Here is a 24,273-nt window from a genome sequence, read left to right as displayed (position 1 = left end):
CCGCCGACTCAATCTGCGGGCGCCAATACGGTCCGCGACACGGCATTCGCGTCGACCGCCGTCTTGCTGAACCACAAGGGCTGCATGTTTCCGGCGAGCCAGTCCGGATAGAAGTCGCGATAATGGGGAGACCGCGGGTCCGCGGACTGCCCCGGCAACAGCAGCACCCGCGAATTGTCCCAGGCCCCCACATCGGCGACGAGCAGATAGCTCGCCCCATGCGTGACGTTATAGCCGCGCGCCGGATTGACACCGCGGGCCATCACCGTGGTGCCGTCGCCGCCGGAGCGACCGCCATCGATCCTGGGAAAGGCGGCCGCGATCGCCGGCAGCTTCGACAGCGGGTGCGCGATCACCACCTGATGGAGATCGCCCCAGCGCCACCCGGCCGGATCGGGCCCACGCAGCTCGACCGCCTTGGCCCATCCCGCCGCCAGCGCCTTGTCGACCAGGGCATCGCGCGCAGCCACGGGATCGGCGCCCAGGCGCTTGTCGGGCGCGGCGAGCAGCCGCAGCATCTCCGACAGGTTCACCGAGGGGATGAGATCGCGGGCGGCGGGCGGGATGACCAGCTCGCGGAAGCCGGACGACAGTTCCGGCATCACCAGCTCGTAGAGCAGCGCGGCGGCGCTGTCGGCCTCGATCGCGCAATTCCAGCGCCGCAGCAGTTGGGCGGCCGGCGCCGCCGCGGGCGACGGTTTCGCGGGGAGCAGCTTCATCAGCGCGCGGGCCGGCAGCGACTGCACGTCGTGTTGCAGCGCGATGCTGTCCTCGATCCGGTGCCTGGGTTGCGCGCTCAGCACCTCGGCGACGCGATCGTGGCGGAAGGGATCGCTCCAGCTGAAGCTGATCTTGCGCTCCTTGTACGGATAGTCCGCCGGCAGGTTCATCTCATTCGCGGACGCGAACCAGCCCTGCTTCGGATTGTAGATGTTGGGCATCTCCTCGACCTTGAGGATGCCCGTCCAGTCGTAGCTGCCGTCGCCCGGCGCGGGGAACAGGCCGTCGTGCCGCGGCCGCTTGGGCACGAACCCTACCGTGTGCCAGCCGGTGTTACCGTCGACATCGGCGTAATGGATATTGGTGGGAGAGACGTGAATCTTGAACGCCTCGCGCAGCGATGCCCAGTCGCGCGCCAGATTGATCGCGATCATCGCGAACCGCATGTTCGCGCCTGACAGCAGCGACACGCTGGCGAAGGCGACCGCGCGGTGGCGCGCCGGGTCCTCCGACACGATCGGGCGCCCCTCCGCATAACGCAGCACGACGCGCTGCGGCGGCGCGCCCTTGACCGCGATCTCCTCCTCGACCGTCTCGAACCGCTTCCACTTGCCGTCGTGCCAATATTGCTGCGGATCGTCGTCGCGCGTCCGCAGGATGAATAGGTCCGTCTGATCGATGTGGAAGTTGGTGCGGCCGAAGGCGAAGCGGTCGGTATGTCCCTGCATGATGCCCGGCAGGCCCGGCTGGCCGCCGCCGATCACGTCGAGCCCCGGCGCGGTCAGATGCGAGATATGACGCGGGCTCGCGCCGCCGATCCCGAGGTGCGGATCATTGGCGAGGATCGGCCGCCCGGTCGCGGTGCGGGAGCCGGCCACGGTCCAGGCATTGCTGCCCTGCCCCGCCAGGTCGATCCGGTCCAGCTCGCGGTCATAGGAGGAGAAGGCAAGCTGACCGTCGTCGAACGGCAGCGGCCTCGCCGCGTCGAGCAGCACGCCGAGGTCGGCTTCGCTGACCGCGGCGCAATCCAGCCCCTCGGGTACGGTGAACTGCCACGCCGGCCGCAGCGGATCCATGAACTGGTCGAGATGAAGCAGGCCGCGCGCCTGGAGCTGTGCGCGCCGCACCTCGTCGTCGACATTGCCCATGCCGTCGCTGCGGACGCGGACGAGGTCGCGCACGTCCCAATGCAGTGGGGTGATGCCGAGGATGCGATATTCGAGCGGCAGCAGGGTGGGATCGGCCTCCAGCTCGGCGATGCGCGCGTTGACGCCGGCGACATAGCCCCGCGCACATTCGAGCACCTCCGCCGGCAATGCGCGAAGCTCGGCATCGATATCGCCGTGATACTGAAAGAGGCGCGCGGCACGATCCGCGGCGACGAAACGGGGCCCGAATACCTCCGCCATGCGGCCCAGCTCGCGGCGATAGGCGAAGTCGATCTGGAACAGCCGGTCGCGCGCGACCATGTAACCCTGGCCGAAGAAGGCGTCATGCTTGGACTTGGCGCGGATGTGCGGGATGCCCATCCGATCCTCGAGGATCTCGATCGGCGCGCGCGCGCCGGCGATGCGGAGCTTGCGTCCGGGGCCGATGTTGGCCTTGCCGATTGGCCGCGCGAGGCCGGTGCTTTCGAGGGTCAATATCGCTGCCGATGCCAGAAGGAACGCGCGGCGCTGGATCATCAAGCCTCCCCTCACGATGTCAATCCGACGGACATGAAGCCTATTGCACCGCGCCGAACGCAGTCGCATAGCAAGCCAACGGTTGCATATAACCATGAGCTATCGGCCATGACGAGGCCGCACCTGCCGACGCCCTGCGATTTCAGGCTGGACTATTCCGTCAGGTTATACCCAGGCAAAACCTAAGCATATCGGCCGTATTGACCGCTTTCCCCCACCCTGTAACCTCCTGTCTCGGAACTGACATGTTCCCGTATGGCGGAGGTAATTCTCCAAAGAAAACAGGGATGGCGGGAGGATGAAGCCCCAACGGCTCGCCCGGACAATCCCGATGAAGACGCAGGTGGGACGCATGTGCCGCTCAGCAGGCACATCGGTGAAGCTGGGGTTGTCAGGTCGCGCGGAAAGAGCGCGCAGCAAACGTCGGAAGTCGCCTTCCGCGCCGGCCTGATCCCAAGCCAAAGGGGATCTTCGAATGTCTATTCTCGGGCACATTCATCCGCGGATCGGCCGCCGCGGCGCGACGGGCATCGCCATGACCGCCCTCGCCCTCATCCACGCCGCGCCGGCAATGGCGCAGGATGCGCCGGCCGCGCAGCAGGACGCGCAGACGCCTCCCGGGGAGGATCGGAGCGACATCGTCGTCACCGGCTCGCGCATCCGACGCGACGGGTTCCAGGCCCCGACGCCGCTCATCGTGCTGACCCAGCAAGACATCCAGAACACCTCGCCAACGAACAACATCGCCGATTTCGTCAACCAGCTGCCCCAGCTCGCCGGCTCGACCAAGCCGGCCAATTCGCGCCTCAACCTGTCGAACGGATCGGCCGGTATCAACGCGCTCAACATGCGCAACCTCGGCGAAGGCCGCGTGCTGGTCCTGCTCGACGGCCGCCGCTCGGTCGGCTCGACGATCTATGGCTGGGTCGACATCAATACGCTCCCGCAGGCGCTGGTCGAGCGCGTCGAGGTCGTCACCGGCGGCGCCTCGTCCGCCTATGGCTCGGACGCGGTCTCGGGCGTGGTGAACTTCATCCTCAACAAGAAGTTCGAAGGGCTGAAGATCGAGGCCGATTCGGGCATCACCACCTATGGCGACGGCGGCAATTATTCGGGCAGCATCGCGGGCGGCAAATCGTTCGCCGGCGGCCGCGGCCATATCCTGCTCAGCGCCAACATCGCGCATCAGGACGGCATCTATGAAGTCGGTAACGAGCGCGAATGGAACCACACCGGCTATGTGCGGGTCGAGGATCCCAACTGGGTGGCCAATGTCAGCACGACGCCGCGCTACATCACCACCAAACGCCAGGTCGGCGCGTCCAACTCGACGCCGGGCGGCCTCATCACCGGCTCGGCGGGCGGCAGCGCGAATGCCCTGCGCGGGCTGTATTTCGGCCAAGGCGGAGCGGTGAACGTCTTCGACTATGGCACGTTCACCTTTCCGACATTCACGCGGGCACCCGGGTCCTCCGCACCGAGCGTCACCCAGGGCGGATCGTGGCAAGTCAACGATTCCGGCACCCGTATCGGCCTGATGCCGAAAGATGATCGCTGGGGCGTCTTCGGCCGGCTGAGCTACGAGGTCGTCGACGGAGTCGAACTCTTCGCCGAGGGATCGTACAACCGCCAGAAAGTCTTCTTCAACGCGGGTCCGAACCTTTCGACCGGCATCGCGATCAACACCACGGGCTGCACGACCGTTCCCGTTCCGGTGACCTGCAACGCCTTCGCGCTGCAGTCGCTCGGTGCGGCACGGCTTGCCAATGTCACCGGCATTACGCTGGCGACCACAGCGGCCGACCTGCCGTTCCGGGGGATCGACAACGAACGCAAGGTGCAGCGCTACGTCGTCGGCGCCGATGGCGATTTCGACGCGTTCGGCAAGCCCGGACATTGGGAAGTCTACGCCCAATATGGCCGTTCCGATCTGCGCGAGCAGCTTCGCGACATCATGAACCTGGCCAACATGACCAACGCGACCGCCGCGGCGTTCGCGCCGGCAGGCAATGCGCGCGGCTATGCGGTTGGCTCGATCCAGTGCTTGATCAACGTGAACGCCAGCACCACCGACGACGACCCGGCCTGCGTGCCGCTGAACCGGATGGGCGTGGGCGTCGCCAGCCAGGCAGCGATCGACTATGTGCTGGGGGACCCGTATCGCGACCAGGTGATGGAGCAGTACGTCGCCGGCACCAACTGGGCGATCACCCCGTTCGCCACCTGGGCGGGCGATGTCAGCATCTCCTTCGGCGGCGAGTACCGCAAGGAAAAGATCCGCGGCAGCGTGCCGGCGGAATTTCAGCCGATCGTGACGACCACCGGCACGACCAACCGATGGTCGGTGGGCAACTATCTGCCCTTCACCGGGGAGTATAGCGTCAAGGAAGCCTATCTCGAGACGGTGATCCCGCTCGGCCTCGGCCTCGAGTTCAACGGCGCTGTCCGCGCCACCGACTATTCGAACTCCGGCTATGTCACCACCTGGAAGCTGGGCGCGACCTGGGCACCGATCGAGGACATCCGCTTCCGCGTGACACGTTCGCGAGACATCCGCGCACCCAATCTCAACGAGCTCTATCAAGCCGGCACCGCCAACAGCGACTCGGTGCGCAATCCCAAATATACCTCGGATGGCGCGAATGGTCCGCAGACCTTCGGCTATTCGGGCCTCACCACCGGCAATCCGAACCTCAAGCCGGAAGTCGCCAATTCGTGGAACGTCGGCGCGGTGCTGTCGCCGCGCTTCCTGCCGGGCTTCACGGCATCGGTCGACTATTTCCGCATCAATCTTTCGGACGCGATCGACACGATCACCGCCCAGGAGATCGTCAATCGCTGTGCCGACGGCGTGGAGGAATATTGCGCTGCGATCACCGAGGATCCGATCCGCTCCACGCCGACCGCGCCGTATCTGCTGATCCGCAATCAGCCGTTCAACTTCGTGCGCAGGCTGGTGCGCGGCGTCGACTTCGAGGCAGCCTATCGCATTCCGCTGGGCACGGACAGCTTCACCTTGAGGGGCGTCGCGACGCGCTACATCGAGAACCTATCCGATACCGGCATCGCCGGAACCATTCCTGTGAACACGGTCGGCGCGAACGGCGGACAGTATAGCACGCCGACCTGGGTCTTCCGCGCCAACGCGATCTATGAGACGCCGACCTTCTCGGCGACGGTCACAGGCCGTGGCGTCAGCTCGGGCAAATATGTCGCCAACGGCATCGAGTGCACGACCGGCTGTCCAACCACGACCACGACATCGCCGTTCCAGACCTATGACAACAACCACGTCTCGGGGCTGTTCTACGTCGACGTCAACCTGACCCAGAAGATCGCGGTCAGCGACAAATCAGATGCGCAGTTCTTCATCAACGTCACGAACGTGTTCAACCGCTGGCCGCTGCTGGTGCCCGAGACCGGCCTTGCCGCCAACAGCACCTATTCGGACATGCTCGGCCGCACCTTCCGCGCGGGCGTGCGTTTCCAGCTGCGCTGAGAAGACGCTCACCCAAAGGCCGTAAAGCAGGTGTCGCACGGTTCCGCCAGCGCGGAAACACGGCGACACCCGCTTGGTAGGCGCCCCGCGCTCGGCTAGCCTCGTCCCATGAACCTCCGGCACATCGAGATCTTCCACGCGGTCTACACGAGCGGGTCGATCACCGGCGCGGCGCGCGCGCTCAACGTGTCGCAGCCCTCCGTGACCAAGACGCTGCGCCATGCCGAGCAGCTGCTCGGCTTCCCGCTCTTCCACCGCAGCGCCGGCGGGCTGATCCCGACCGAGGAGGCCCATGCGCTGTTCGCCGACGTCTCCGACATCCAGTCGCGCGTGGCCTCGCTGCGCCAGGCGAGCCGCAACATGCGGCGCGGCATGGGCGGCAGCCTGCGCATCTCGGCGCTGCCCTCGCTCGCCCTATCGGTGCTGCCGCGCACCGTCGCGCGCTTCCTCGGCCGGGCGCCAGGCGTGTTCTTCGACCTGCAGACCGTCCACCACGACGAGATCGCCCGCAGGCTCTACGAGCGCGAGACCGACATCGTCATCGCCTATCAGGTGCCGAGCGGCCTGCCGGCGAACGCGCGCTGGCTGGGCGAGGGCGAGCTCGGCCTGCTCTACCGCGAGGCGGACCTGCCCGACGCACCGGCGCGGATCGAGCTGGAGCGCGTCGCCGACCGCGACTTCATCAGCCTGGTGCAGAGCGGCCCGATCGGCGACCTGCTGCGCGGCGAGCTGACCCGCCTGAGCCTCGACTTCGCCGAGGTTGCGTCGGCGCGGACCTTCTACATCGCCTCGGCCCTGGTCCGCGAGGGCGTGGGCATGGCCGTGCTCGACAATTTCACCGCGCAGGCGGCGGTCGGCGACGGCGTCTCCTTCCGCCCGCTGCGGCCGTCGCTGACCTTCGACGTCTATGCGATGGCGCTGGAAAGCCGGCCGCTGTCGCGCCTGGCGAGCGACTTCCTCGACCTACTGGCCGAGACGATCGACACGCCATAAACCAGCGTTATGCGTCGCCCCAGAAACCCGACTCCGGCGGCGCTAGCACCCCTCGCTCGGCACGCACGCCGCCCGGCCGATCCTGCGAGAGCCACAGCGGCCCGTCGAGATCGACGAATCGCGATCGTGCGGCGATCACCAGCGCCGGCGCTATCGACAGCGAGCTCGAGATCATAGAGCCGGTCATCAGCCCCAACCCCGCCGCCTCCGCCGCGTCGGCCAGCGCCAGCGCACCGGTGAGCCCGCCGGTCTTGTCGAGCTTGATGTTCACCACCTGATAGCGCCCGGCAAGCAGCCCGACATCGCCCGCGACATGCGCCGATTCGTCGGCGGCCAAAGGCACCAGCGGCTCGAACCCTTCCAGTGCGCTGTCGGTGCCGGCCGGCAGCGGCTGCTCGAGCAGGTCGACGCTGAGCTCGGCCAGCTCGGCCTGCAACCCTGCGACCTGATCCATCGTCCAGCTCTCGTTGGGATCGACGATCATCCGCGGACGCGGCGCCGCCGCGCGCACCGCGCGGACCAGAGTGATCGGGTCGACGCTTCCCACCTTCACCTTGATCAACGACACGTCGGCGAGCCTGCCGGCAGCGGCAGCCATCGCCTCGGGCGCATCGAGGCTCACCGTGACCGCCGTCGCGGTGGCGCCGATCGGAGGACGGCCGAGCAGTGCCGTCACCGACGTGCCGAAGCGCTTCGCCTCCAGGTCCCAAAGTGCGCAATCGACGGCATTGCGCGCGGCCCCCGGCCGCATCAGCCGCTGGAGCTCCCCGCGATCGGCACCGTTCTCCACCGCGAGGCGCACCGCAGCGATCTCGTCGAGCGCGCCGGCGACACTCTCCCCATAGCGCGGATAGGGCACCCCCTCCCCGCGCCCGACATGGCCGCCTTCCGCGATCTCGACCGTCACCACCTCCGCGACGGTCTTGACCCCGCGCGAGATGCGGAACGGCGACGCTAGCGGGAAAGCGTCGCTGCGGGCTCGGAGGGTTCGAAGCATTCGATGATCCGATCGACGATGGAATCGACCCCCATCGCAAAGGGATCGGTACAGGGCAGGCCGAACCTGTCGGAGGTTTCGGCACATAGCCGCTCGGCCTCCTCGCGCGCGAGCTTCGAGGTGTTGAGGGCGATGCCGACGGCGCGAACATCGGCATTGGTCAGCCGCGCGGTCCTGAGGTTCGCCTCCAGCGTCTCGGCGAGATCGGGCAGGCCATAATGCGGTAGCCCGCGCATATGTTCGCGCGACGGGTCGTGGCAGAGCACCAGCGCATCGGGCTGCGCGCCGTGCAGCAGGCCGGTCGACACGCCGGCGAAGGATGGATGGAACAGCGATCCCTGCCCTTCGATCAGATCCCAGCCGCCGTCGTGACGCGCGGGCGACAATTGCTCGATCGCACCTGAGATGAAGTCGGCGACCACCGCATCGAGCGGCACGCCACTGCCGGCGATCAGGATGCCGGTCTGACCCGTCGCGCGGAAGTCGGCGGCGATCCCGCGCGCGCGCATCCCGCGCTCGAGGCACAGGGTCGCGTACATCTTGCCGACCGAACAGTCGGTGCCCACCGTCAGCAGCCGCCTGCCGGCGCGCGGCAGGCCGTTGCCGACCGGGATACCCGGTGCCGGATCGCGCACGTCGTGCAGCGTGCGGCCATGGCGGTGGGCGGCTTCCACCAGCGCCGGCTCGTCGCGGAGCCGGTGATGCAGGCCGGAGGCGACGTCGAGGCCGGCCTCGATCGCGGCGATCGCATCCTGCACCAGCTCCGGCGCCATTCGCCCGCCTGCGTTGGCGATGCCGAGCACCAGCGTCCGCGCGCCTGCAGCCACCGCCTCGGCGAAGGTCAGGCGCGGCAGCCCAAGCGTCAGCGGACAGGCATCGTGGCGAAACTCGCCGACGCAATCGTCACGCCGGAAGACGGCCAGCCCCCGCGACGTCTTGATGCCGACCTCGTCATCGGATCGTCCGAGATAGAGGAGATAAGGACTGGCGATCATGAAGCATCCCGCACCGATAGCTATGCCCCGATATGCGAAGGAATGAACGGCCGCGCCCATATTGAGCAGGGCCCCAGGCATAACTGTGAGTTATGACCGCGCAGGATTTACGGCCAATCGACATTTGAGGTTGCAGGTCTTCCGTAGCCCGGTTCCCAATCGTCACCCCGGACTTGTTCCGGGGTCCACTGAGCCTCGCATACCGCGCTCAAGCCTCTTGCCCGGTCCTTGCCTCCCGGTGGCCCCCGGAACAAGTCCGGGGTGACGCTGAGGAGGGGTGAGATGTCAGTCCTCAAATGCCGATCCGTCCTAACGGCGACAATGCTCTCAAGCCGGCGTGGCGAACAGGCTGAAACTCGCCGGCAGGCGCTTCGGCGTCGCGCCCTCCAGCACTCGCTCGATCGCATCGATCGCCGCGATGAGATCGCGGGGCGCATAGGGCTTGGCCAGACATCCCGCCGCCAGCGCGCGCGCCGCGCTCGGGCAATCGCCCGTCACGAACAGCACCGGCACGCCGCGCTCGCTCGCCACCCGCGCCACCTCGATCCCGCTGCCGTCCGCCAGCGTAAGGTCGGCCAGCACCAGGTCGATCGGCACGCCCTGATCGATCAGCGCGACCGCCTCCGTCACCCGATCGACGGTGGCGACGATCTCGAAACCTCCCTCCCTCAGGTGGTGCTCGGTATCGAACGCGACGAGAGGCTCGTCCTCGGCGATCAGGATGCGGGTGATCCGGCGCGGTTTCCTGGCGAACAACATGACTGCCTCCCGCCCTGCTTAACGTAGCCGCCGACGGCGTGCCGCAAAGAATTTTTGTCCTCTGCCGTATCTCCGCGCTAAGGCGCCTCATGGCCAGGACCACCGGCAAGGACACCCAACGCATCGCCAAGCTGCTCGCCCGCGCGGGCGTGGCGTCGCGGCGCGAGATCGAACGGATGATCGGCGAGGGCCGAATCGCCCTGAACGGCGTGGCCGTGGAGACCCCGGCGACGCTGCTCCCGTCGCTGCGCGGCGTCACCGTCGACGGCCAGCCGGTGAAGGAACCCACGCCCGCCCGCCTGTTCCTGTTCCACAAGCCCGTCGGCCTTCTCACCGCCGCCCGCGATCCGCGGGGCCGCCCGACCATCTATGACCGGCTGCCCAAGGGCCTGCCGCGCCTGATGCCGGTCGGCCGGCTCGACCTCAACACGGAAGGGCTGCTGCTCCTCACCACCGACGGCGAGCTGAAGCGGCAGCTCGAGCTCCCCTCGACCGGCGTCGAGCGCAGCTACCGCGCCCGCGCCTACGGCCAGGTCAGCCAGGAACAGCTCGAGGAGCTGATCGAAGGTGTCGAGATCGACGGCATCCGCTATGGCGCGATCGATGCCAATCTCGAGCGCCGCACCGGCGCCAACGTCTGGATCGAGCTGACGCTGACGGAGGGCAAGAACCGCGAGGTCCGCCGCGTGCTCGAGCATCTGGGGCTCAAGGTCGGCCGCCTGATCCGCACCCGCTATGGGCCATTCGTGCTCGGCGACCTCCCCGCGGGTGCGGTCGGCGAGGTGCGTCAGCACGACCTCGTAGCCTTCCGGCAGTCACTGACGAAGGGCAAGGGCAAGGATCAGGCAGCCGTCATGGTCGAGCCGATCATACCGGCCGCTCCTGAGACGGCCGGAAACGACGCCAAGCCCGATGCCGGACGAAAGCCTACGGCAAGGCCCCGCCCGCGCCCAACTCCCGACCGTAATCCCTCGCCCAAACCGCGAAGGACCGCGAAGCCAGCCAAAATGGAGTCCCGCCCGCACGGGAATGACGAGAGCAAGGACGCGCAGGTCGAACACTCCACGCGCTCCCCTCGCCCGCCCAGGCGCAAGGCCGGCTGGGCCAAGCCCAAGCCCAAGTCCGGGCCCAAAGCCGGTCCGCGCCGCAAATGAGGATCATCGCCGGCCAGTGGCGCGGCCGCCCGCTGGCGGCGCCCCCGGGCGACGCCACCCGCCCCACCGCCGACCGCACGCGCGAGGCGCTGTTCTCGATGCTGGCGAGCCGCCTCGGCAGCTTCGACGGGCTCGCGGTCGCCGACCTGTTCGCCGGCTCGGGCGCGCTGGGACTGGAAGCGCTGTCGCGCGGCGCCGCGACCTGCCTGTTCGTGGAGCAGGACCGCAAAGCGCTCGACACGCTCAAGGCAAACATCGCCAAGCTCGGCGCCAAGGGGGCCGACGTCCGCGCCACCTCGGTCCTGTCGCTCGGCCCCGCCCCTGCGCCGCTCGACCTGATCCTGATGGACCCGCCCTATGCGAGCGGCGCCGGCAACGTCGCGCTCGATAAGCTCGCCCGCCTCGGCTGGACCGGCCCCGCCACTTGGATCAGCATCGAGACGGCACGCGAGGAGACGGTCTCCGTCGCCGGGTTCGCGGTCGATGCCGAGCGGGTGCATGGCAAGGCGAAGCTGACGTTGTTGAAGGCAGAAGAAGTATGACCGGTCGCAGGCCTGCATTGTGAAGCGCCCGCTTCCAGGTACAGGCTGTATCGCCGGTTTGGCTGTCATGCTGGCGTTGCTTACGCTGGCTATGTGCAATGGCATCTTCATGCACGGCGATCCGATCGCGAACACTGCCGCAAAGGATCGCTGATCGTCCGTCCCGCGCAGCGCCCCCTCAGATCTCCAGCACCACCGCTTCCGCGTCGCGCCGCGTGCGCAACACCAGCAGCGCCCCGAGGCTCAGCAGCGATGCCGCCGCCAGATACAGCCCGACCAACGTCAGCCCGCCGTGCTCGGCCAGCGCCTGCGCCACCACCGGCGTCAGCCCGCCGCCGATGATGCCGGCCAGGTTGAAGGCCAGGCTCACCCCCGTATAGCGTACCCGCGCCGGATAGAGGCTCGGCAGCCACGCCCCCAGCGGCCCGTAGACGAACCCCATCACGAACAGCGAGAAGGCGAGCGCGGCGAAGATCAGCCCCAGCGACCCCGATCCCAGTCCCGGCGCGAGCAGCAATCCCGCGACCACCGCGCCGACGCAGCCCCAGGTCAGCACATTGTTGGGGCTGGTACGATCCGCCCAGATCCCCGACAGCACAATACCGACGCCCATGAACAGGATAGCGCCGAGCTGCAGTCCCAGGAACACCTGCCGGTCGATGTGCAGCGTGGTGGTCGCGTATCCGAGCGCGAAGGCGGTCGCGAGATAATAGACGGCGAAGCAGGCGACCGCGCCGAGCGTCCCGCCGACCGCCTTCCCCCAATGGTCGCGCAGCAGCTCGCCGATCGGCACGGCGGGGGGCGGTCCCTGCTCGAGCACCTTGGCGAAGGCCGGCGTCTCGGCGATCTTGAGCCGCACCCACAGGCCGAGTCCCACCAGCACCACCGAGAGCAGGAACGGCACGCGCCAGCCCCAGGCCATGAAGTCCTCGGGCGTCATCCACAGCCCCAGCAGCAGGAACAGCCCGTTGGCAGCGATGAAGCCGATCGGCGCCCCGATCTGCGGCACCATGCCGTAGCGCCCGCGCCAGCCCGGCGGCGCATATTCGACCGCGAGCAGCGCCGCCCCGCCCCATTCGCCGCCGAGCCCGAAGCCCTGGCCGAACCGCAGGACGCACAGCAGCACCGGCGCCAGCCATCCCGCGGTCTGATAGGTCGGCAGGAAGGCGATCGCCAGCGTCGACCCGCCCATCAGCATCAGGCTGGCGACCAAGGTCGACTTGCGCCCGATGCGGTCGCCGTAGTGGCCGAACGCCCACGCCCCCACCGGCCGCGCGAGGAAGGCGACCGCCAGGCTCGCATAGGACGAGAGGAGCTGGATCGAGGGATCGCCGGCCGGGAAGAACAGCGGCCCGAACACCAGCGCCGCCGCGGTGGCGTAGATGTAGAAGTCGTAGAACTCGACCGACGTGCCGACCAGGCTCGCCAGCAGCACCCGGCGGTGCGCACCCATCCCCCGCAGACTCATGCCCGCACCGTTCGTCGCATCCGGGCGGGCCGTCAAGGCGTCCGTTCATTCGCCGGTCAGGCGCGATGCGTCACCACCTCCGCAGCGCCGCAAAGGGAGGACGACATGCGCGATCGCAACCGCATCCTGCTCGCCACCGCGGCGGCGCTCGTCGCGGGCGCGCTTGCCTATGCCAATCCGGCGCGCAGCCTCGAACACCGCGTCGCCAGGAACGAGAAGGCGGCGAAGAAGGACATCCGCGCCCTCTTCGCCGATTGCCCGATCGACTGGGATCAGGCGCCGGTCGCCCGGGCGATGCTCAGCATCAGCCAGTAGAGGAAGCCCGACAGCGCCATCGCCGCCGGCAGGGTGAGCAGCCAGGCCAGCGCCAGGTTGCGGATCGTCCGCGCCTGCAGCCCCGCGCCGCTCGCCACCGACGCACCCGCCACGCCCGAGGAGAGGATGTGCGTGGTCGACACCGGCAGCCCGAACCGGTCGGCGGCCAGGATCGTCCCCGCCGCAACCATCTCGGCGGCCGCGCCCATGCCATAGGTCATGTGCTGCTTGCCGATCTTCTCGCCGACGGTGACCACGATCCGCTTCCAGCCGACCATCGTCCCGAGCCCGAGCGCGATCGCCACCGTGATCTTCACCCACAGCGGGATGAAGCGCGTGCCGTTCTCCAACGACGTCTGATAATCCTTGACCGCCTTGAGCTGCGGCTCGCCGCCGAAGCCGGCCGCGTCGCCGCTCTTGGTCGCGAGCTTGCTGGTGTCGAGCACCAGGTACATGTCGTTCCGAAGGTTCGGCGTCGCGCTCGCCGGCACCGCGCGGATCGAGCCATAGCCCTGGACCCGCTCGGCGATGTCGCGCGTCGTCGCCGCCAGCGCGGCGAAGGTCTCCGGCGAATCGACCTTCCGCTGCTGCAGCGCATGGGTCATCACCGCCCGCGCCTGCTCGACCGGCACGTGCACGCCGTTCGCGCGCGCGTCGAACACGGCGGCGGCGCGGTTCGCAGTCGCGACGAAGGCCGGCGTCGCGCTCGTCGGCAGCGTGCGGTTGAGCGCATAGGCGGTGGGCGCACAGCCGATCAGGATCAGCATGATCAGCCCCATGCCCTTCTGCCCGTCGTTCGATCCATGCGCGAAGCTGACCGCGGTGCAGGTGAAGATCAGCAGCCCGCGGATGCCCTTCGGCGGCGGCGTGTTGGGCATCGGCGCCTTGTAGAGCCTCGGGTTGCGCAGCACCGCGCGCATCACCAGCAGGAGGAGCAGCGCCGCGCCGAAGCCGATCAGCGGCGCCATCCACAAGCCGGTGAGCACCTTGTACGCCTGGCTCCAGTCGACCCCGGCGGTGCCGCCCTTGGATCCGGCGGCGAGCAGCTGGTTGGCGACGCCCACGCCCAGCACCGACCCGATCAGCGTATGGCTCGACGAATTGGGCAGGCCGACATACCAGGTCGCGAGGTTCCAGATCACCGCCGCCAGCAGCAGCGCGAAGATCATCGCGAAGCCGGAGCTCGATCCCACGTTGAGGATCAGATCGACCGGCAGCAGCGTGATGATCGAATAGGCGACCGCGCCCGACGACACCATCACGCCCAGGAAGTTGAAGAAGCCCGACCACACCACCGCCAGATGCGCCGGCATCGAATTGGTGTAGATGACCGTCGCGACCGCGTTGGCGGTGTCGTGGAAGCCGTTCACGAACTCGAAGCCGAGCGCGATCAGCAGCGCCAGCGCCAGGAAGGCGAACACGCCGATCGCCAGCGTCTCGCCGACGCCCGCGGTGTCGGTCATCACGCTCCAGCCGGCATAGACGAAGCCGCCGACGAGCATGAGGGCGAAGATCCACTTCGCCGCCGGATGCGACGGACTGTCGAGCCGCGGCCGTGGCGGCGCGACTTCACCCGACTCATCGGGCGCGAGAGCGATGCTGGTCATGATCGATCCCGCCATTCGCCGACTTGTGTGACAGTAGGATGACAAGTGACACTGCCCCCCACTGTCCCTCTCCTTTTGGGAGAGGGAAGGAGCAGCGAAGCTGCGGGAGGGTGAGGGTGACTACCGCCGGCGTTGGTCACCCTCACCCTCCCACTCGGCTGCGCCGAGCGGGCCCCTCCCTCTCCCAGAGGGAGAGGGGTCTATTCGGCTTGCCCGCACGCGCGCCGTTCCCTAACTGTTCACCGATGTCCGTCTCCGCCCCTTCGCCCCAGGACCCGCCCTATCTCCAGGGCCTCAACGCCCCTCAGCGCGAGGCGGTGCTGACCACCGACGGCCCCGTACTCGTCCTCGCTGGCGCCGGCACGGGCAAGACCGCCGCGCTCACCGCCCGGCTCGCGCACCTGCTCTACACGCGCAAGGCCTACCCATCCGAGATCCTCGCCGTCACCTTCACCAACAAGGCGGCGCGTGAGATGCGCGAGCGCGTCCGCAACCTGGTCGGCGACGCGGTCGAGGGGATGCCGTGGCTCGGCACCTTCCACGCGATCGGCGCGAAGATGCTCCGCCGCCACGCCGAGCTGGTCGGCCTGCAATCCAACTTCACCATCCTCGATACCGACGACCAGCTCCGCCTGCTCAAGGCGCTGATCACCGCCGCCGGCATTGACGAGAAGCGCTGGCCCGCCCGCGCGCTCGCCGGCCACATCGACGCCTGGAAGAACAAAGGGCTGCTGCCGAAGGACGTCGACGCCGGCGAATCCGAGCTCTACGCCAACGGCAAGGGCGCCCAGATGTACGCCGCCTATCAGGAGCGGCTGCGCGCACTCAATGCCTGCGACTTCGGCGACCTGCTGCTCCACATGCTGACGATCCTCAAGACCGACCGCGAGGTGCTGACCCATTACCAGCAGCGCTTCCGCTACATCATGGTCGACGAGTATCAGGACACCAATTCCAGCCAGTATCTCTGGCTCCGCCTGCTCGCGCAGGAGCGCAAGAACATCTGCTGCGTCGGCGACGACGACCAGTCGATCTATTCGTGGCGCGGCGCGCAGGTCGAGAACATCCTGAAGTTCGAGCGCGACTTCCCAGGCGCCAAGGTGATCCGGCTCGAGCAGAACTACCGCTCGACCCCGCACATCCTCGCCGCGGCGAGCGGAGTGATCGCCAACAACGGCGGCCGCCTCGGCAAGACGCTGTGGACCGAGGCGAGCGAAGGCGAGCAGGTCCGCGTGATAGGCGTGTGGGACGGCCCCGAGGAGGCCCGCCGCGTCGGCGACGAGATCGAGGCGGCGGCGCGCGCCGGCACCTCGCTCAACGACATCGCCATCCTGGTCCGCGCCCAGCACCAGACCCGCGAGTTCGAGGACCGCTTCATCGCGATCGGCATGGGCTACCGCATCGTCGGCGGCTTCCGCTTCTACGAGCGCGCCGAGATCCGCGACGCGCTCGCCTACCTCCGCGTCGTCGCCCAGCCGGCGGACGACCTCGCCTTCGAGCGCATCGTCAACGTCCCCAAGCGCGGCCTCGGCGACAAGGCGGTCGCCCGCCTCCACCAGCTCGCCCGCGCCGAACGCGTTCCGCTCTCCATCGCCGCCGCGCGCATCCTGGACACCGACGAGATGACGGGCGCCGCCCGCAAGTCGCTCGGCAACCTGGTCGGCGATTTCGCCCGCTGGCGCGAGAAGGTGGAGCAGCTCCCCCACCCCGAGCTCGCCCGCCAGATCCTCGACGAGAGCGGTTACACCGCGATGTGGCAGGCCGACCGCTCGGCCGAGGCCGCCGGCCGCCTGGAGAACCTCAACGAGCTCATCCGTGCGATGGAGGAGTATGAGAGCCTCGGCGCCTTCCTCGAACACGTCAGCCTGGTGATGGACAACGATGCCGCCGACGAGGGGGCAAAGGTCACGATCATGACCATCCACGCCGCCAAGGGTCTGGAGTTCGACACCGTCTTCCTCGCCGGCTGGGAGGAGGGGCTGTTCCCCTCGCAGCGCGCGCTCGACGAGGGCGGGCTCGCATCGCTGGAGGAGGAGCGCCGCCTCGCCTATGTCGCGATCACCCGCGCGCGCCGCCGCGCGGTGATCCTCCACGCCGCCAACCGCCGCATCTACGGCCAGTGGACCAGCTCGATCCCGAGCCGCTTCATTGGCGAGCTGCCCAAGGCGCATGTCGCCGAGGAGACCACCATGTCCGGCGGCGAGAGCCTGTGGCGCGCCAACTGGAGCGAGCGCGGCGATCCCTTTGCCGACGTGGGCCGGGGCACCGGCCGCGGCCCCGGCTGGCAGCGCGCCGCGGGTACGCTCGGCAGCAAGCCCGGCGGCGACTGGACCAGCCGCACCTTCACCCGCGAGCCGGTCCGCGTCCGCGAGGCTACATCGAGCGCGGTCAGCCTCGGCAACAAGGGGCGCGACGACCTGTCATTGGGCCAGCGCGTGTTCCACCAGAAGTTCGGCTACGGCACCATTGCCGAGATCGAGGGCAACAAGCTGGAGATCGATTTCGAGATGGCCGGGCGGAAGCGGGTGATGGACAGCTTCGTGACGGCGAGCTGACGACGAGCGCTCACCGCGAACCGCCTGCTCGATCTGGGGTGACTGACATCTCAACCCTCTTCACCGTCACCCCGGACTTGTTCCGGGGTCCACCGGGAGGCAAGGACCGGACAAAGGTTTGAGCGCGGCCTGCGAGGCCCTGTGGACCCCGGAACAAGTCCGGGGTGACGGCTGGGAACCGGACTAAGGAAGACCTCAGCCCAAATGTCGACCCGCCCCAGACCATAGAAAGGGGCCGCCGGAAACCGACGGCCCCCGAATTCTACGACGCTAACCGATCAGTTGCTGTCGGAATCGTCGTCGTCGGTGGTGAGTGCAAGCACAACCGCGCCGGCACCGACCGCGAGCGCGGCGACCACACCGATCCAGGCGCTGCCGGTGAGACGGCTCTTGCCGTCGACGTTCGACGACGCACGCACCTGCGGCGAATTGGCAACCGACAGACGCGCCGCCGGATTGGCAAGCACGGGCGTGGCAACGAGGGACAGCGCAATCGCTGCAGAAGTCAAAAGTCTAATACGCATAAAGACCCCTTCGACAGTTGAACCTCAGCAATGTGTAACGCGCTCCACTGCCTTGGTTACCCGGCGGTCCCATCCGGAAACAGATATTTGCACGCTACAATTCAGACATAACCCGAACAGGACCTGACCACAAGCATGTCGGCGGCTCCCTCCGACAAGCACCTTGGCGATCGTCAACTCGCCGATTGCGCGATCGGTTCCACCTTCATCAAGGTCACGCCGGCATATTTCTCCAGCTCGGAATCGAACAGGCCGCTGAGCTCGAACGGCCGCTCCGTCACCCGCAGCCCGCCCAGACCGGTCAGCTTGAACGTGGCGAGCTTGGGCTCACGCACCATCACCATGTTGCGGGAGATGGTCACCGCATCGACATAGAGCTCGCCGTGCCGCGTATAGAGAACGTGCGGCGCGACGACGATGTCCGCACGATTATAGGTCGCCGCCAGGCAGCGCTGGCGGACGATCGCTTCCAGGATCGGCGCAGTCGGATTGACGGGCGCGGTCGCAGCAGGAGAGGCGTCGGTCAGGTACATAGCCAATATGTAACCGCTATGCTGCGTTGCAGCAATAGTTTGTACGATTATTTCCTCGATCGCCAAGCCGCCCGATCGCCGCGACAGCCGCCGATTGCATCGTGCTTGCCGCCAAGATCGTTCAGCAATCATCTTGGTTTCGGCTATTATCCTCACCGCCGTACCCGGGCGTCCGGGCACCGAAGAGGATATGAGACCCATGCGCATGATCCACGCCGCCCTGCTCGCCGCCACTGCCGCCGCGGGCACGGCTCTCGCCACTCCAGCCGCCGCGCAGACCGCCGCCGAGCAACAGCGCTTCGATCAGGCGCAGGAGCGGTTCGACCGCGAATATCAGGCCTATCGCGATGCGGTGGACCGCTATGTCGCCGCGCGTCAGCGCGACGGCGGCTACCCGCCTCCGAGCGATGGCTATCGCCGCGCACCCGATCCCTATGCCGACGACCGCGACGAAGGCGGCTATGATCCCGCCCGCTACTATCGCCCCGGCACCGAGGAACGCGTGCTGCGTCCCGAGGACCGCGTCTACGCCGGCGAGGACGGCCGCTATTACTGCAAGCGCTCCGACGGCACGACCGGCCTGATCGTCGGCGGCGCGGCCGGCGGCATCCTCGGCAACGTCATCGACGGCGGCCATTCGCGCACCGTCGGCACGCTGCTCGGCGGCGCGATCGGCGCGCTCGCCGGCCGCTCGATCGACCAGCAGCAGAGCCAGGTCCGCTGCCGCTGATTCGCCTCCTTTCAATCCTCCCCTGCCAGGGGGAGGTGGCACGCGAAGCGTGACGGAGGGGGACCGATAGTTTGTCGCTGTCCTCCCCCTCCGTCAGTCCCCGCCTTCGCGGGGACTGACACCTCCCCCTGGCGGGGAGGATTGAATGTCGATCTGCTCCGTTCAGAAGAACAGCCGCCCGAGGATCACGAAGATCACCGCGCTCTGGATCATCCCGACGGTCGCCATCCCGAAGCCGCGCACGATCGACACGTCCAGCTTCGCCGCGAACCAGCGCGCCTGGACGGTGCCGTACCACAGGAAATCGAGCACGATCAGCAACCATCCCAGCATCACGACCTCGGCCCAGGCTGACGGCAACCGGGTCAGGATCGACGCGATCCCCATCGTCAGCGCAAACGGCGCGGCGAGGTAGCACTGGCTGTAGAAGGGCTGCCGCAACGTGTCGCGGGTCAGGCCGGTCTTCTGCGCCCGCACCAGCCGCACTGCCATGATAAGCGGTGGCAGGCTGAACAGCAGTAGGCGGAGGATCAGCAGGCTGGTGTCGTCATGCACCAGCTCGGACAATCCCTTGGTATCCTCGATGAGCGGATTCTGCCCGACCAGCGCCAGCTCGATCGCATGCGAGAGGAGCAAGGTCAGCAGCAGGAACAAGGGCGGCGGCAGCGTGTCGGCATATTGCTGCTCCGACCGGTCCCCGAGCTCGGCGTTGGCATAGTTCATCATCCGCAGCGGACCTGCGACCGTCCGCCACAACGTGATCACATAGAAGACCAGCCACGACATCACCTCGTAGAGGATTTCGTCGAGTGTCCTCAGCAACTGCATGAAATGCATGGGGCGCCCCCGTCATCACGCCGATGCTGCGATTGTGCCTGCAATCCCGCCGCCTGACCAGAAGGATGAAACCCATCGTTGCCGCATTTGCACGCGCAAGGGTCGTTGCCGTCGCGTAATAGAGCCGCGGGATTCACCCCTGCGAACCGGAGACCTGCCATGCCCTACATCACCACCAGCGACGGCACCGAGATCTTCTACAAGGACTGGGGGACCGGCCCGGTCATCACCTTCAGCCACGGCTGGCCGCTCACCGCCGACGACTGGGACACGCAGATGCTGTTCTTCTACCGGAAGGGCTATCGCGTCATCGCCCATGACCGCCGCGGCCACGGCCGTTCGTCGCAACCGGCGCAGGGCAACGACATGGACACCTATGCCGACGACCTGGCGGCACTGTTCGACAAGCTCGACGTCCGAGACGCGGTGATGGTCGGCCACTCGACCGGCGGCGGCGAGGTCGCCCATTACATCGGCCGCCACGGCACCTCGCGGGTCAAGAAGGCGGTGCTGATCGGCGCCGTCCCGCCGCTGATGCTCAAGACCCCCTCGAACCCGGAGGGCACGCCGCTCGAGGTGTTCGACGGCTTCCGCGCCCAGCTCGCCGCCAACCGCGCGCAGCAGTACAAGGACATCCCCTATCCCTTCTACGGCTACAACCGCGATGGCGCCGAAGTCAGCCAAGGGGTCATGGACCATTGGTGGCGCCAGGGGATGCAGGGCTCGATCCTGGCCCATTACGAGTGCATCAAGCAGTTCTCCGAGGTCGACTATACCGAGGACCTCAAGAAGATCGACGTGCCCTGCCTGATCATGCACGGCGACGACGACCAGATCGTCCCCATCGCCGCGGCGGCCGAGAAGGCGATCAAGCTGGTGCCCAACGGCACACTCAAGGTCTATCCAGGCTTCCCGCACGGCATGGCGACCACCCATGCCGACGTGATCAACGCCGACCTGCTCGCCTTCATCGAGAGCTGAAGGCGGCGGCTCGTACGCCGCACCGCAACACAATCGTCATCCGGTCCCCCTAGGGCGCTCCCACGTCAAAGGGGGACCGACATGCGAATCACTGCCCTGCTTCTCACCGCGAGCACGCTCGCCCTCGCCGCACCGGCCTTCGCGCAGGAAGCGCCGGCGGCGGCGGATGATATCGTCGTCACCGCCCAGCTCGTCGAGCAGCGCCCGATCGAGGTGCCGTTCGCGCTCACCGCCTACACCGGCGGCTTCCTCGACGATCAGGGCATCGAGGATTTCGAGCGGCTCGCGCAGTACGTCCCCGGCTTCAACGTCCAGAACCAGTCGCCCAACAACCCGGCGCTGTCGATCCGCGGCATCACCTCGGATTCGGGCGAGAGCTTCACCGAGCCGCGCGTGTCGGTGTTTCAGGACGGCGTGTCGATCTCGCGCTCGCGCGGCGCCTATGTCGAGCTGTTCGACCTCGAGCGAGTCGAGGTGTCGAAGGGCCCGCAGTCGACGCTCTACGGCCGCGGCGCGCTGATCGGCGCGGTCAACATCGTCCAGGCCAAGGCCGATCCGGATGCCGCCTACGGCTATGGCTATGGGCAATATACCAACTTGGGCGGCTACCGCCTCGATGGAACAATGAACGTACCGCTCAGCGATACGTTGGCGGTGCGCATCGCCGGCCGCGTCAAGAAACGCGACGGTTATGTCGACAATCTCCTCGGCGCCCGCGACTTCAACTCGCAGGACACCGAAGCCGTCCGCGGCTCGATCCGCTTCGCGCCGGAGAGGCTGACGATCGACGTCATCGCCAATTACCAGCACGACGCGCCGGCCGGCACCGCGTTCAAGTCGATCGCCTACAACCCGACCGATCCGGTCACCGGCCAGGTGATCGGCGACCGCGGCCGCAACTCGGGCGCCGCGCTGATGGCACCTGCCAGCTTCGTCGCCCGCGAGGGCCAGGATCTGGGGCTGGAGCGCGACGTCGGCGGCATCACCGGCCTGGTCAACTACGAGCTGACCGATGCCCTGTCGCTGAACGGCGTGGTCGGCTGGCGCCGCTTCCACTCGAAGGAGGTGTTCGACGCCGACGGCATCTCGCTGCCGATCCTCACCGCCGCCGAGGATGCCGAGGGCAAGCAGACCCAGGCGACGCTGCGCCTAACCTACGACAATGACGGCGCCTTCACCGGCTTCGTCGGCGCGACCTGGTTCAAGGAAAGCGGCCAGACCCGCGTGCCGCTCCAGTTCGACGAGCGCGTCGCGTTGGCGCGGCTGGCGGGCGTGCTGAACGGCCCGATCCCCGGCCGGGCGACGACCGACCCGGCGCCGCTGGCGGCATTCGCCAACACCCAGTTCACCGGCGCGCTGCTCCAGGGCGTCCTCGCCAACCTCGCCGGCATTACTCCGGCCCAGGCCGCTGCCCTGCTGCCAACCGCGCAGGCCCGGGCGATCGCCGCCAATCTCGGTACCGGCTTCGTCGAGAGCACGACCAACTACAACGAGACCGAGAGCTTCGACGTCTTCGCGGACGGCAAGCTCAAGCTCGGCGACAGGTTCGAGATCGGTGGCGGCATCCGCTACACCCACGACAGCAAGACCACGGGGATCGCCAGCGCTGTCCTCAACGGCCGCTCGATCCTCGGCGGCTTTATCGGCGCGCTGAGCCAGCCGGCGGCGGTGCGCACGCAGCTCCTCCAGGCGCTGGCGGTGCCCGGCGCAGCCAATATCCCGCAGTCCGCGCAGTACCCGGTGCCGATGTTCGCCATCTCCGGCCAGCCGACCGCCGGCAACGGCGCGATCGTCAGCCAGGATCTCAAGACCGACGGCCTCACCTGGCGCGCCACCGCCCGCTATATGCCGAGCGAGGACGCCAGCCTCTACTTCACCTACGCCCGCGGCCGCCGGCCCGAGCTGCTGAGCCCACGGCCGCCCTCGGCCCCGTTCGCCGCACCGGTGTTCACCAAGGTCGACGCCGAGACCGTCGACAGCTTCGAGGGCGGCGTGAAGACCGCGCTGCTCGACCGCAAGCTGTCGCTCGACGCGGCGGTATTCTACTACAAGTACAACAACTTCCAGACCACCGAGCAGGTCGGCACCGCCTTCGTCGTCACCAACGCGGGCAAGGCCGAGAGCTACGGCTTCGAGGGACAGTTCCGCTGGGCGGCGGCCGGCTGGGTCGACCTGTTCGGCACCTACGCCTACAACCACGGCCGCCTGAAATCCGGCATCTACGACGGCAACCACTTCCGCCTGTCGCCCGACCACGCCGCCTCGTTCGGCATCGAGGTCAAGGCGCCGGTCGGCCCGGTCCGCGTCGATTTCAGCCCGAGCGTGACCTATCAGAGCAAGGTCTTCTTCGACGACAACAACGACATCCCCGCGCTCCAGCAGCCGCCCCGCGCGCTGGTCGCCGACAATATCCAGGACGAGTTCCAGGACGGCTACGCCCTCGTCAACGCCCGCATCGGCATCGAGCGGCCGGAAGCCGGCTGGCGGATCGAGGCGTTCGCGACCAACCTGTTCGGCAAGGACTACATCAAGGACGCCGGCAACTCCGGCGACAACCTTGGCCTGCCGACCTTCATCGCCGGCGAGCCGCGCATCTACGGCGTCGCGCTCAGCATCAAGACCGGCCGGCGCTGATTGGACGGAGAGAGACGCCCGAGCTAGGCCGAAGATCCTCCCCGGCACGGGGAGGGGGACCATTTGCGGAGCAAATGGTGGAGGGGGCCCGCCGCAGGCGACTCGCTCGTGGCCTGCCCCCCTCCACCACGACGCTTCGCGTCGCGGTCCCCCTCCCCGTGCCGGGGAGGATTTTTGGAGAAAGCCATGCCGACCGCCCCGGACCTCATCGCCACCCTCGACCTCACGCCGCATCCCGAAGGCGGCTGGTACCGGGAGACCATCCGCGAGCCTTCGCCCGACGGCGGCCGCGATCGGGTGACGGCGATCTACTTCCTGCTCGACGCCGGCCAGCGCTCGCACTGGCATCGCGTCGACGCGGCTGAGATCTGGCTGTGGCACGCCGGTGCGCCGCTGACGCTCAAGATTGACGAAACCGAGTACCGCCTCGGCCCCGACGTCCTCGCCGGAGAGGCACCGCAGCTGCTGGTCCCGCCGCACGCCTGGCAGTCTGCCGAGGCAGGCGACGGCTGGACGCTGGTGAGCTGCATCGTCGCGCCGGGATTCGACTTCGCCGGCTTCGAGCTCGCGCCGGAAGGCTGGACGCCGGACTTGCCGACTCGGGAGCCGCGTTCCTAAAGCATCCGGCGATGGTCGATCGCTTCCCTCCTCCGACCGGCACCGACGCCGACGATCCGGAGGAGAGGCAAACCGCCCTGCCCCTTCCCCTGCCCCACGACGGCCTTCCCAAGCCGCGCCGCTATGT

The 24,273-nt window shown here is 67.8% G+C and carries 19 protein-coding genes; 10 read left to right on the top strand and 9 right to left on the bottom strand.

The window, feature by feature from the left end:
* Positions 1-8: 8 nt before the first annotated feature.
* Positions 9-2,405, bottom strand: coding sequence for a penicillin acylase family protein (locus LZK98_RS10280; RefSeq protein WP_233786460.1), 2,397 nt, complete (start codon positions 2,403-2,405; stop codon positions 9-11).
* Positions 2,406-2,880: 475 nt separating this feature from the next.
* Here LZK98_RS10280 and LZK98_RS10275 point away from each other — a divergent pair, with 475 nt between their 5' ends.
* Entirely contained in the window at positions 2,881-5,904 is a 3,024-nt protein-coding gene (locus LZK98_RS10275) for a TonB-dependent receptor plug domain-containing protein (RefSeq protein WP_233786459.1), read from the top strand.
* A gap of 108 nt (positions 5,905-6,012) precedes the next feature.
* On the top strand, positions 6,013-6,897 hold the full coding sequence (locus LZK98_RS10270; RefSeq protein WP_233786458.1) for a LysR family transcriptional regulator: 885 nt from the start codon (positions 6,013-6,015) through the stop codon (positions 6,895-6,897).
* Between the two features lie 7 nt (positions 6,898-6,904).
* On the opposite strand, the gene dgcA is transcribed toward LZK98_RS10270, so the two are convergent.
* From dgcA to LZK98_RS10255, 3 genes are all read right to left on the bottom strand, one after another.
* A complete protein-coding gene (gene dgcA / locus LZK98_RS10265) occupies positions 6,905-7,894 on the bottom strand; it encodes an N-acetyl-D-Glu racemase DgcA (RefSeq protein ID WP_233786457.1) in 990 nt (329 codons plus the stop codon).
* Positions 7,852-8,889 carry an N-acetyltransferase DgcN gene (gene dgcN, locus LZK98_RS10260; RefSeq protein ID WP_233786456.1) on the bottom strand — a complete coding sequence of 346 codons (1,038 nt, stop codon included), beginning with the start codon at positions 8,887-8,889 and terminating at the stop codon, positions 7,852-7,854. The genes dgcA and dgcN overlap by 43 nt, the downstream gene beginning before the upstream one ends.
* Positions 8,890-9,216: 327 nt before the next feature.
* The gene (locus tag LZK98_RS10255; protein ID WP_233786455.1) at positions 9,217-9,648 is read right to left on the bottom strand and encodes a response regulator; all 432 of its coding nucleotides are present in this window, start codon (positions 9,646-9,648) and stop codon (positions 9,217-9,219) included.
* Positions 9,649-9,737: 89 nt separating this feature from the next.
* Here LZK98_RS10255 and LZK98_RS10250 point away from each other — a divergent pair, with 89 nt between their 5' ends.
* Entirely contained in the window at positions 9,738-10,802 is a 1,065-nt protein-coding gene (locus LZK98_RS10250) for a pseudouridine synthase (RefSeq protein WP_233786454.1), read from the top strand.
* Complete coding sequence (gene rsmD / locus LZK98_RS10245; protein WP_233786453.1) at positions 10,799-11,344, top strand: 16S rRNA (guanine(966)-N(2))-methyltransferase RsmD; 546 nt, start codon at positions 10,799-10,801, stop codon at positions 11,342-11,344. The genes LZK98_RS10250 and rsmD overlap by 4 nt, the downstream gene beginning before the upstream one ends.
* Positions 11,345-11,522: 178 nt before the next feature.
* Here rsmD and LZK98_RS10240 read toward each other — a convergent pair whose 3' ends face one another.
* Positions 11,523-12,812: an MFS transporter gene (locus LZK98_RS10240; protein WP_233786452.1), complete on the bottom strand. Its 1,290-nt coding sequence runs from the start codon at positions 12,810-12,812 to the stop codon at positions 11,523-11,525.
* A 105-nt stretch (positions 12,813-12,917) separates the two neighbouring features.
* Between LZK98_RS10240 and LZK98_RS10235 the strand changes: the two genes are divergently transcribed.
* Positions 12,918-13,127, top strand: a complete 210-nt coding sequence (locus LZK98_RS10235; RefSeq protein ID WP_233786450.1) for a hypothetical protein — start codon at positions 12,918-12,920, stop codon at positions 13,125-13,127.
* Here LZK98_RS10235 and LZK98_RS10230 read toward each other — a convergent pair.
* Positions 13,085-14,734 carry an inorganic phosphate transporter gene (locus LZK98_RS10230; protein ID WP_233786448.1) on the bottom strand — a complete coding sequence of 550 codons (1,650 nt, stop codon included), beginning with the start codon at positions 14,732-14,734 and terminating at the stop codon, positions 13,085-13,087. The genes LZK98_RS10235 and LZK98_RS10230 overlap by 43 nt on opposite strands.
* A 245-nt stretch (positions 14,735-14,979) precedes the next feature.
* Between LZK98_RS10230 and LZK98_RS10225 the strand changes: the two genes are divergently transcribed.
* A complete protein-coding gene (locus LZK98_RS10225) occupies positions 14,980-17,289 on the top strand; it encodes an ATP-dependent helicase (protein WP_233786447.1) in 2,310 nt (769 codons plus the stop codon).
* 278 nt (positions 17,290-17,567) lie between these two features.
* Here the strand turns inward: LZK98_RS10225 and LZK98_RS10220 are convergent, their stop codons facing one another.
* Both LZK98_RS10220 and LZK98_RS10215 read right to left on the bottom strand, forming a co-directional pair.
* Positions 17,568-17,813 carry a hypothetical protein gene (locus LZK98_RS10220; protein WP_233786446.1) on the bottom strand — a complete coding sequence of 82 codons (246 nt, stop codon included), beginning with the start codon at positions 17,811-17,813 and terminating at the stop codon, positions 17,568-17,570.
* Between the two features lie 173 nt (positions 17,814-17,986).
* Positions 17,987-18,412, bottom strand: a complete 426-nt coding sequence (locus LZK98_RS10215) for a WYL domain-containing protein (protein ID WP_319937556.1) — start codon at positions 18,410-18,412, stop codon at positions 17,987-17,989.
* Between the two features lie 139 nt (positions 18,413-18,551).
* On the opposite strand from LZK98_RS10215, the gene LZK98_RS10210 reads away from it, so the two are divergent.
* Entirely contained in the window at positions 18,552-19,076 is a 525-nt protein-coding gene (locus tag LZK98_RS10210) for a glycine zipper 2TM domain-containing protein (protein ID WP_233786552.1), read from the top strand.
* Between the two features lie 162 nt (positions 19,077-19,238).
* Here the strand turns inward: LZK98_RS10210 and LZK98_RS10205 are convergent, their stop codons facing one another.
* A complete protein-coding gene (locus tag LZK98_RS10205) occupies positions 19,239-19,913 on the bottom strand; it encodes a hypothetical protein (RefSeq protein ID WP_233786445.1) in 675 nt (224 codons plus the stop codon).
* A 159-nt stretch (positions 19,914-20,072) separates the two neighbouring features.
* On the opposite strand from LZK98_RS10205, the gene LZK98_RS10200 reads away from it, so the two are divergent.
* The 3 genes from LZK98_RS10200 (at position 20,073) to LZK98_RS10190 (ending at position 24,146) form a co-directional block, all read left to right on the top strand.
* The gene (locus LZK98_RS10200) at positions 20,073-20,894 is read left to right on the top strand and encodes an alpha/beta fold hydrolase (RefSeq protein WP_233786443.1); all 822 of its coding nucleotides are present in this window, start codon (positions 20,073-20,075) and stop codon (positions 20,892-20,894) included.
* 81 nt (positions 20,895-20,975) lie between these two features.
* Positions 20,976-23,528, top strand: a complete 2,553-nt coding sequence (locus tag LZK98_RS10195) for a TonB-dependent receptor (protein ID WP_233786442.1) — start codon at positions 20,976-20,978, stop codon at positions 23,526-23,528.
* A 186-nt stretch (positions 23,529-23,714) separates the two neighbouring features.
* A complete protein-coding gene (locus LZK98_RS10190; RefSeq protein ID WP_233786441.1) occupies positions 23,715-24,146 on the top strand; it encodes a cupin domain-containing protein in 432 nt (143 codons plus the stop codon).
* Positions 24,147-24,273 lie beyond the last annotated feature (127 nt).

The sequence above is a fragment of the Sphingomonas cannabina genome (assembly GCF_021391395.1).
Lineage (GTDB): Bacteria > Pseudomonadota > Alphaproteobacteria > Sphingomonadales > Sphingomonadaceae > Sphingomonas > Sphingomonas cannabina.
The sequence above is the reverse complement of the archived record's forward strand: the minus strand, read 5'-3'. Positions and strand labels throughout refer to the sequence as shown.

What these genes read in the sequence shown, in the direction of transcription:
- LZK98_RS10235 (WP_233786450.1), top strand. Translation starts at nt 12,918, where the DNA reads ATGCGCGATCGCAACCGCATCCTGCTCGCCACCGCGGCGGCGCTCGTC.
- LZK98_RS10190 (WP_233786441.1), top strand. Translation starts at nt 23,715, where the DNA reads ATGCCGACCGCCCCGGACCTCATCGCCACCCTCGACCTCACGCCGCAT.
- LZK98_RS10230 (WP_233786448.1), bottom strand. Translation starts at nt 14,734, where the DNA reads ATGACCAGCATCGCTCTCGCGCCCGATGAGTCGGGTGAAGTCGCGCCG.
- LZK98_RS10240 (WP_233786452.1), bottom strand. Translation starts at nt 12,812, where the DNA reads ATGAGTCTGCGGGGGATGGGTGCGCACCGCCGGGTGCTGCTGGCGAGC.
- dgcA (WP_233786457.1), bottom strand. Translation starts at nt 7,894, where the DNA reads ATGCTTCGAACCCTCCGAGCCCGCAGCGACGCTTTCCCGCTAGCGTCG.
- dgcN (WP_233786456.1), bottom strand. Translation starts at nt 8,889, where the DNA reads ATGATCGCCAGTCCTTATCTCCTCTATCTCGGACGATCCGATGACGAG.
- LZK98_RS10220 (WP_233786446.1), bottom strand. Translation starts at nt 17,813, where the DNA reads ATGCGTATTAGACTTTTGACTTCTGCAGCGATTGCGCTGTCCCTCGTT.
- LZK98_RS10280 (WP_233786460.1), bottom strand. Translation starts at nt 2,405, where the DNA reads ATGATCCAGCGCCGCGCGTTCCTTCTGGCATCGGCAGCGATATTGACC.
- LZK98_RS10255 (WP_233786455.1), bottom strand. Translation starts at nt 9,648, where the DNA reads ATGTTGTTCGCCAGGAAACCGCGCCGGATCACCCGCATCCTGATCGCC.
- LZK98_RS10270 (WP_233786458.1), top strand. Translation starts at nt 6,013, where the DNA reads ATGAACCTCCGGCACATCGAGATCTTCCACGCGGTCTACACGAGCGGG.
- LZK98_RS10200 (WP_233786443.1), top strand. Translation starts at nt 20,073, where the DNA reads ATGCCCTACATCACCACCAGCGACGGCACCGAGATCTTCTACAAGGAC.
- LZK98_RS10205 (WP_233786445.1), bottom strand. Translation starts at nt 19,913, where the DNA reads ATGCATTTCATGCAGTTGCTGAGGACACTCGACGAAATCCTCTACGAG.
- LZK98_RS10275 (WP_233786459.1), top strand. Translation starts at nt 2,881, where the DNA reads ATGTCTATTCTCGGGCACATTCATCCGCGGATCGGCCGCCGCGGCGCG.
- LZK98_RS10225 (WP_233786447.1), top strand. Translation starts at nt 14,980, where the DNA reads ATGTCCGTCTCCGCCCCTTCGCCCCAGGACCCGCCCTATCTCCAGGGC.
- rsmD (WP_233786453.1), top strand. Translation starts at nt 10,799, where the DNA reads ATGAGGATCATCGCCGGCCAGTGGCGCGGCCGCCCGCTGGCGGCGCCC.
- LZK98_RS10250 (WP_233786454.1), top strand. Translation starts at nt 9,738, where the DNA reads ATGGCCAGGACCACCGGCAAGGACACCCAACGCATCGCCAAGCTGCTC.
- LZK98_RS10195 (WP_233786442.1), top strand. Translation starts at nt 20,976, where the DNA reads ATGCGAATCACTGCCCTGCTTCTCACCGCGAGCACGCTCGCCCTCGCC.
- LZK98_RS10210 (WP_233786552.1), top strand. Translation starts at nt 18,552, where the DNA reads ATGATCCACGCCGCCCTGCTCGCCGCCACTGCCGCCGCGGGCACGGCT.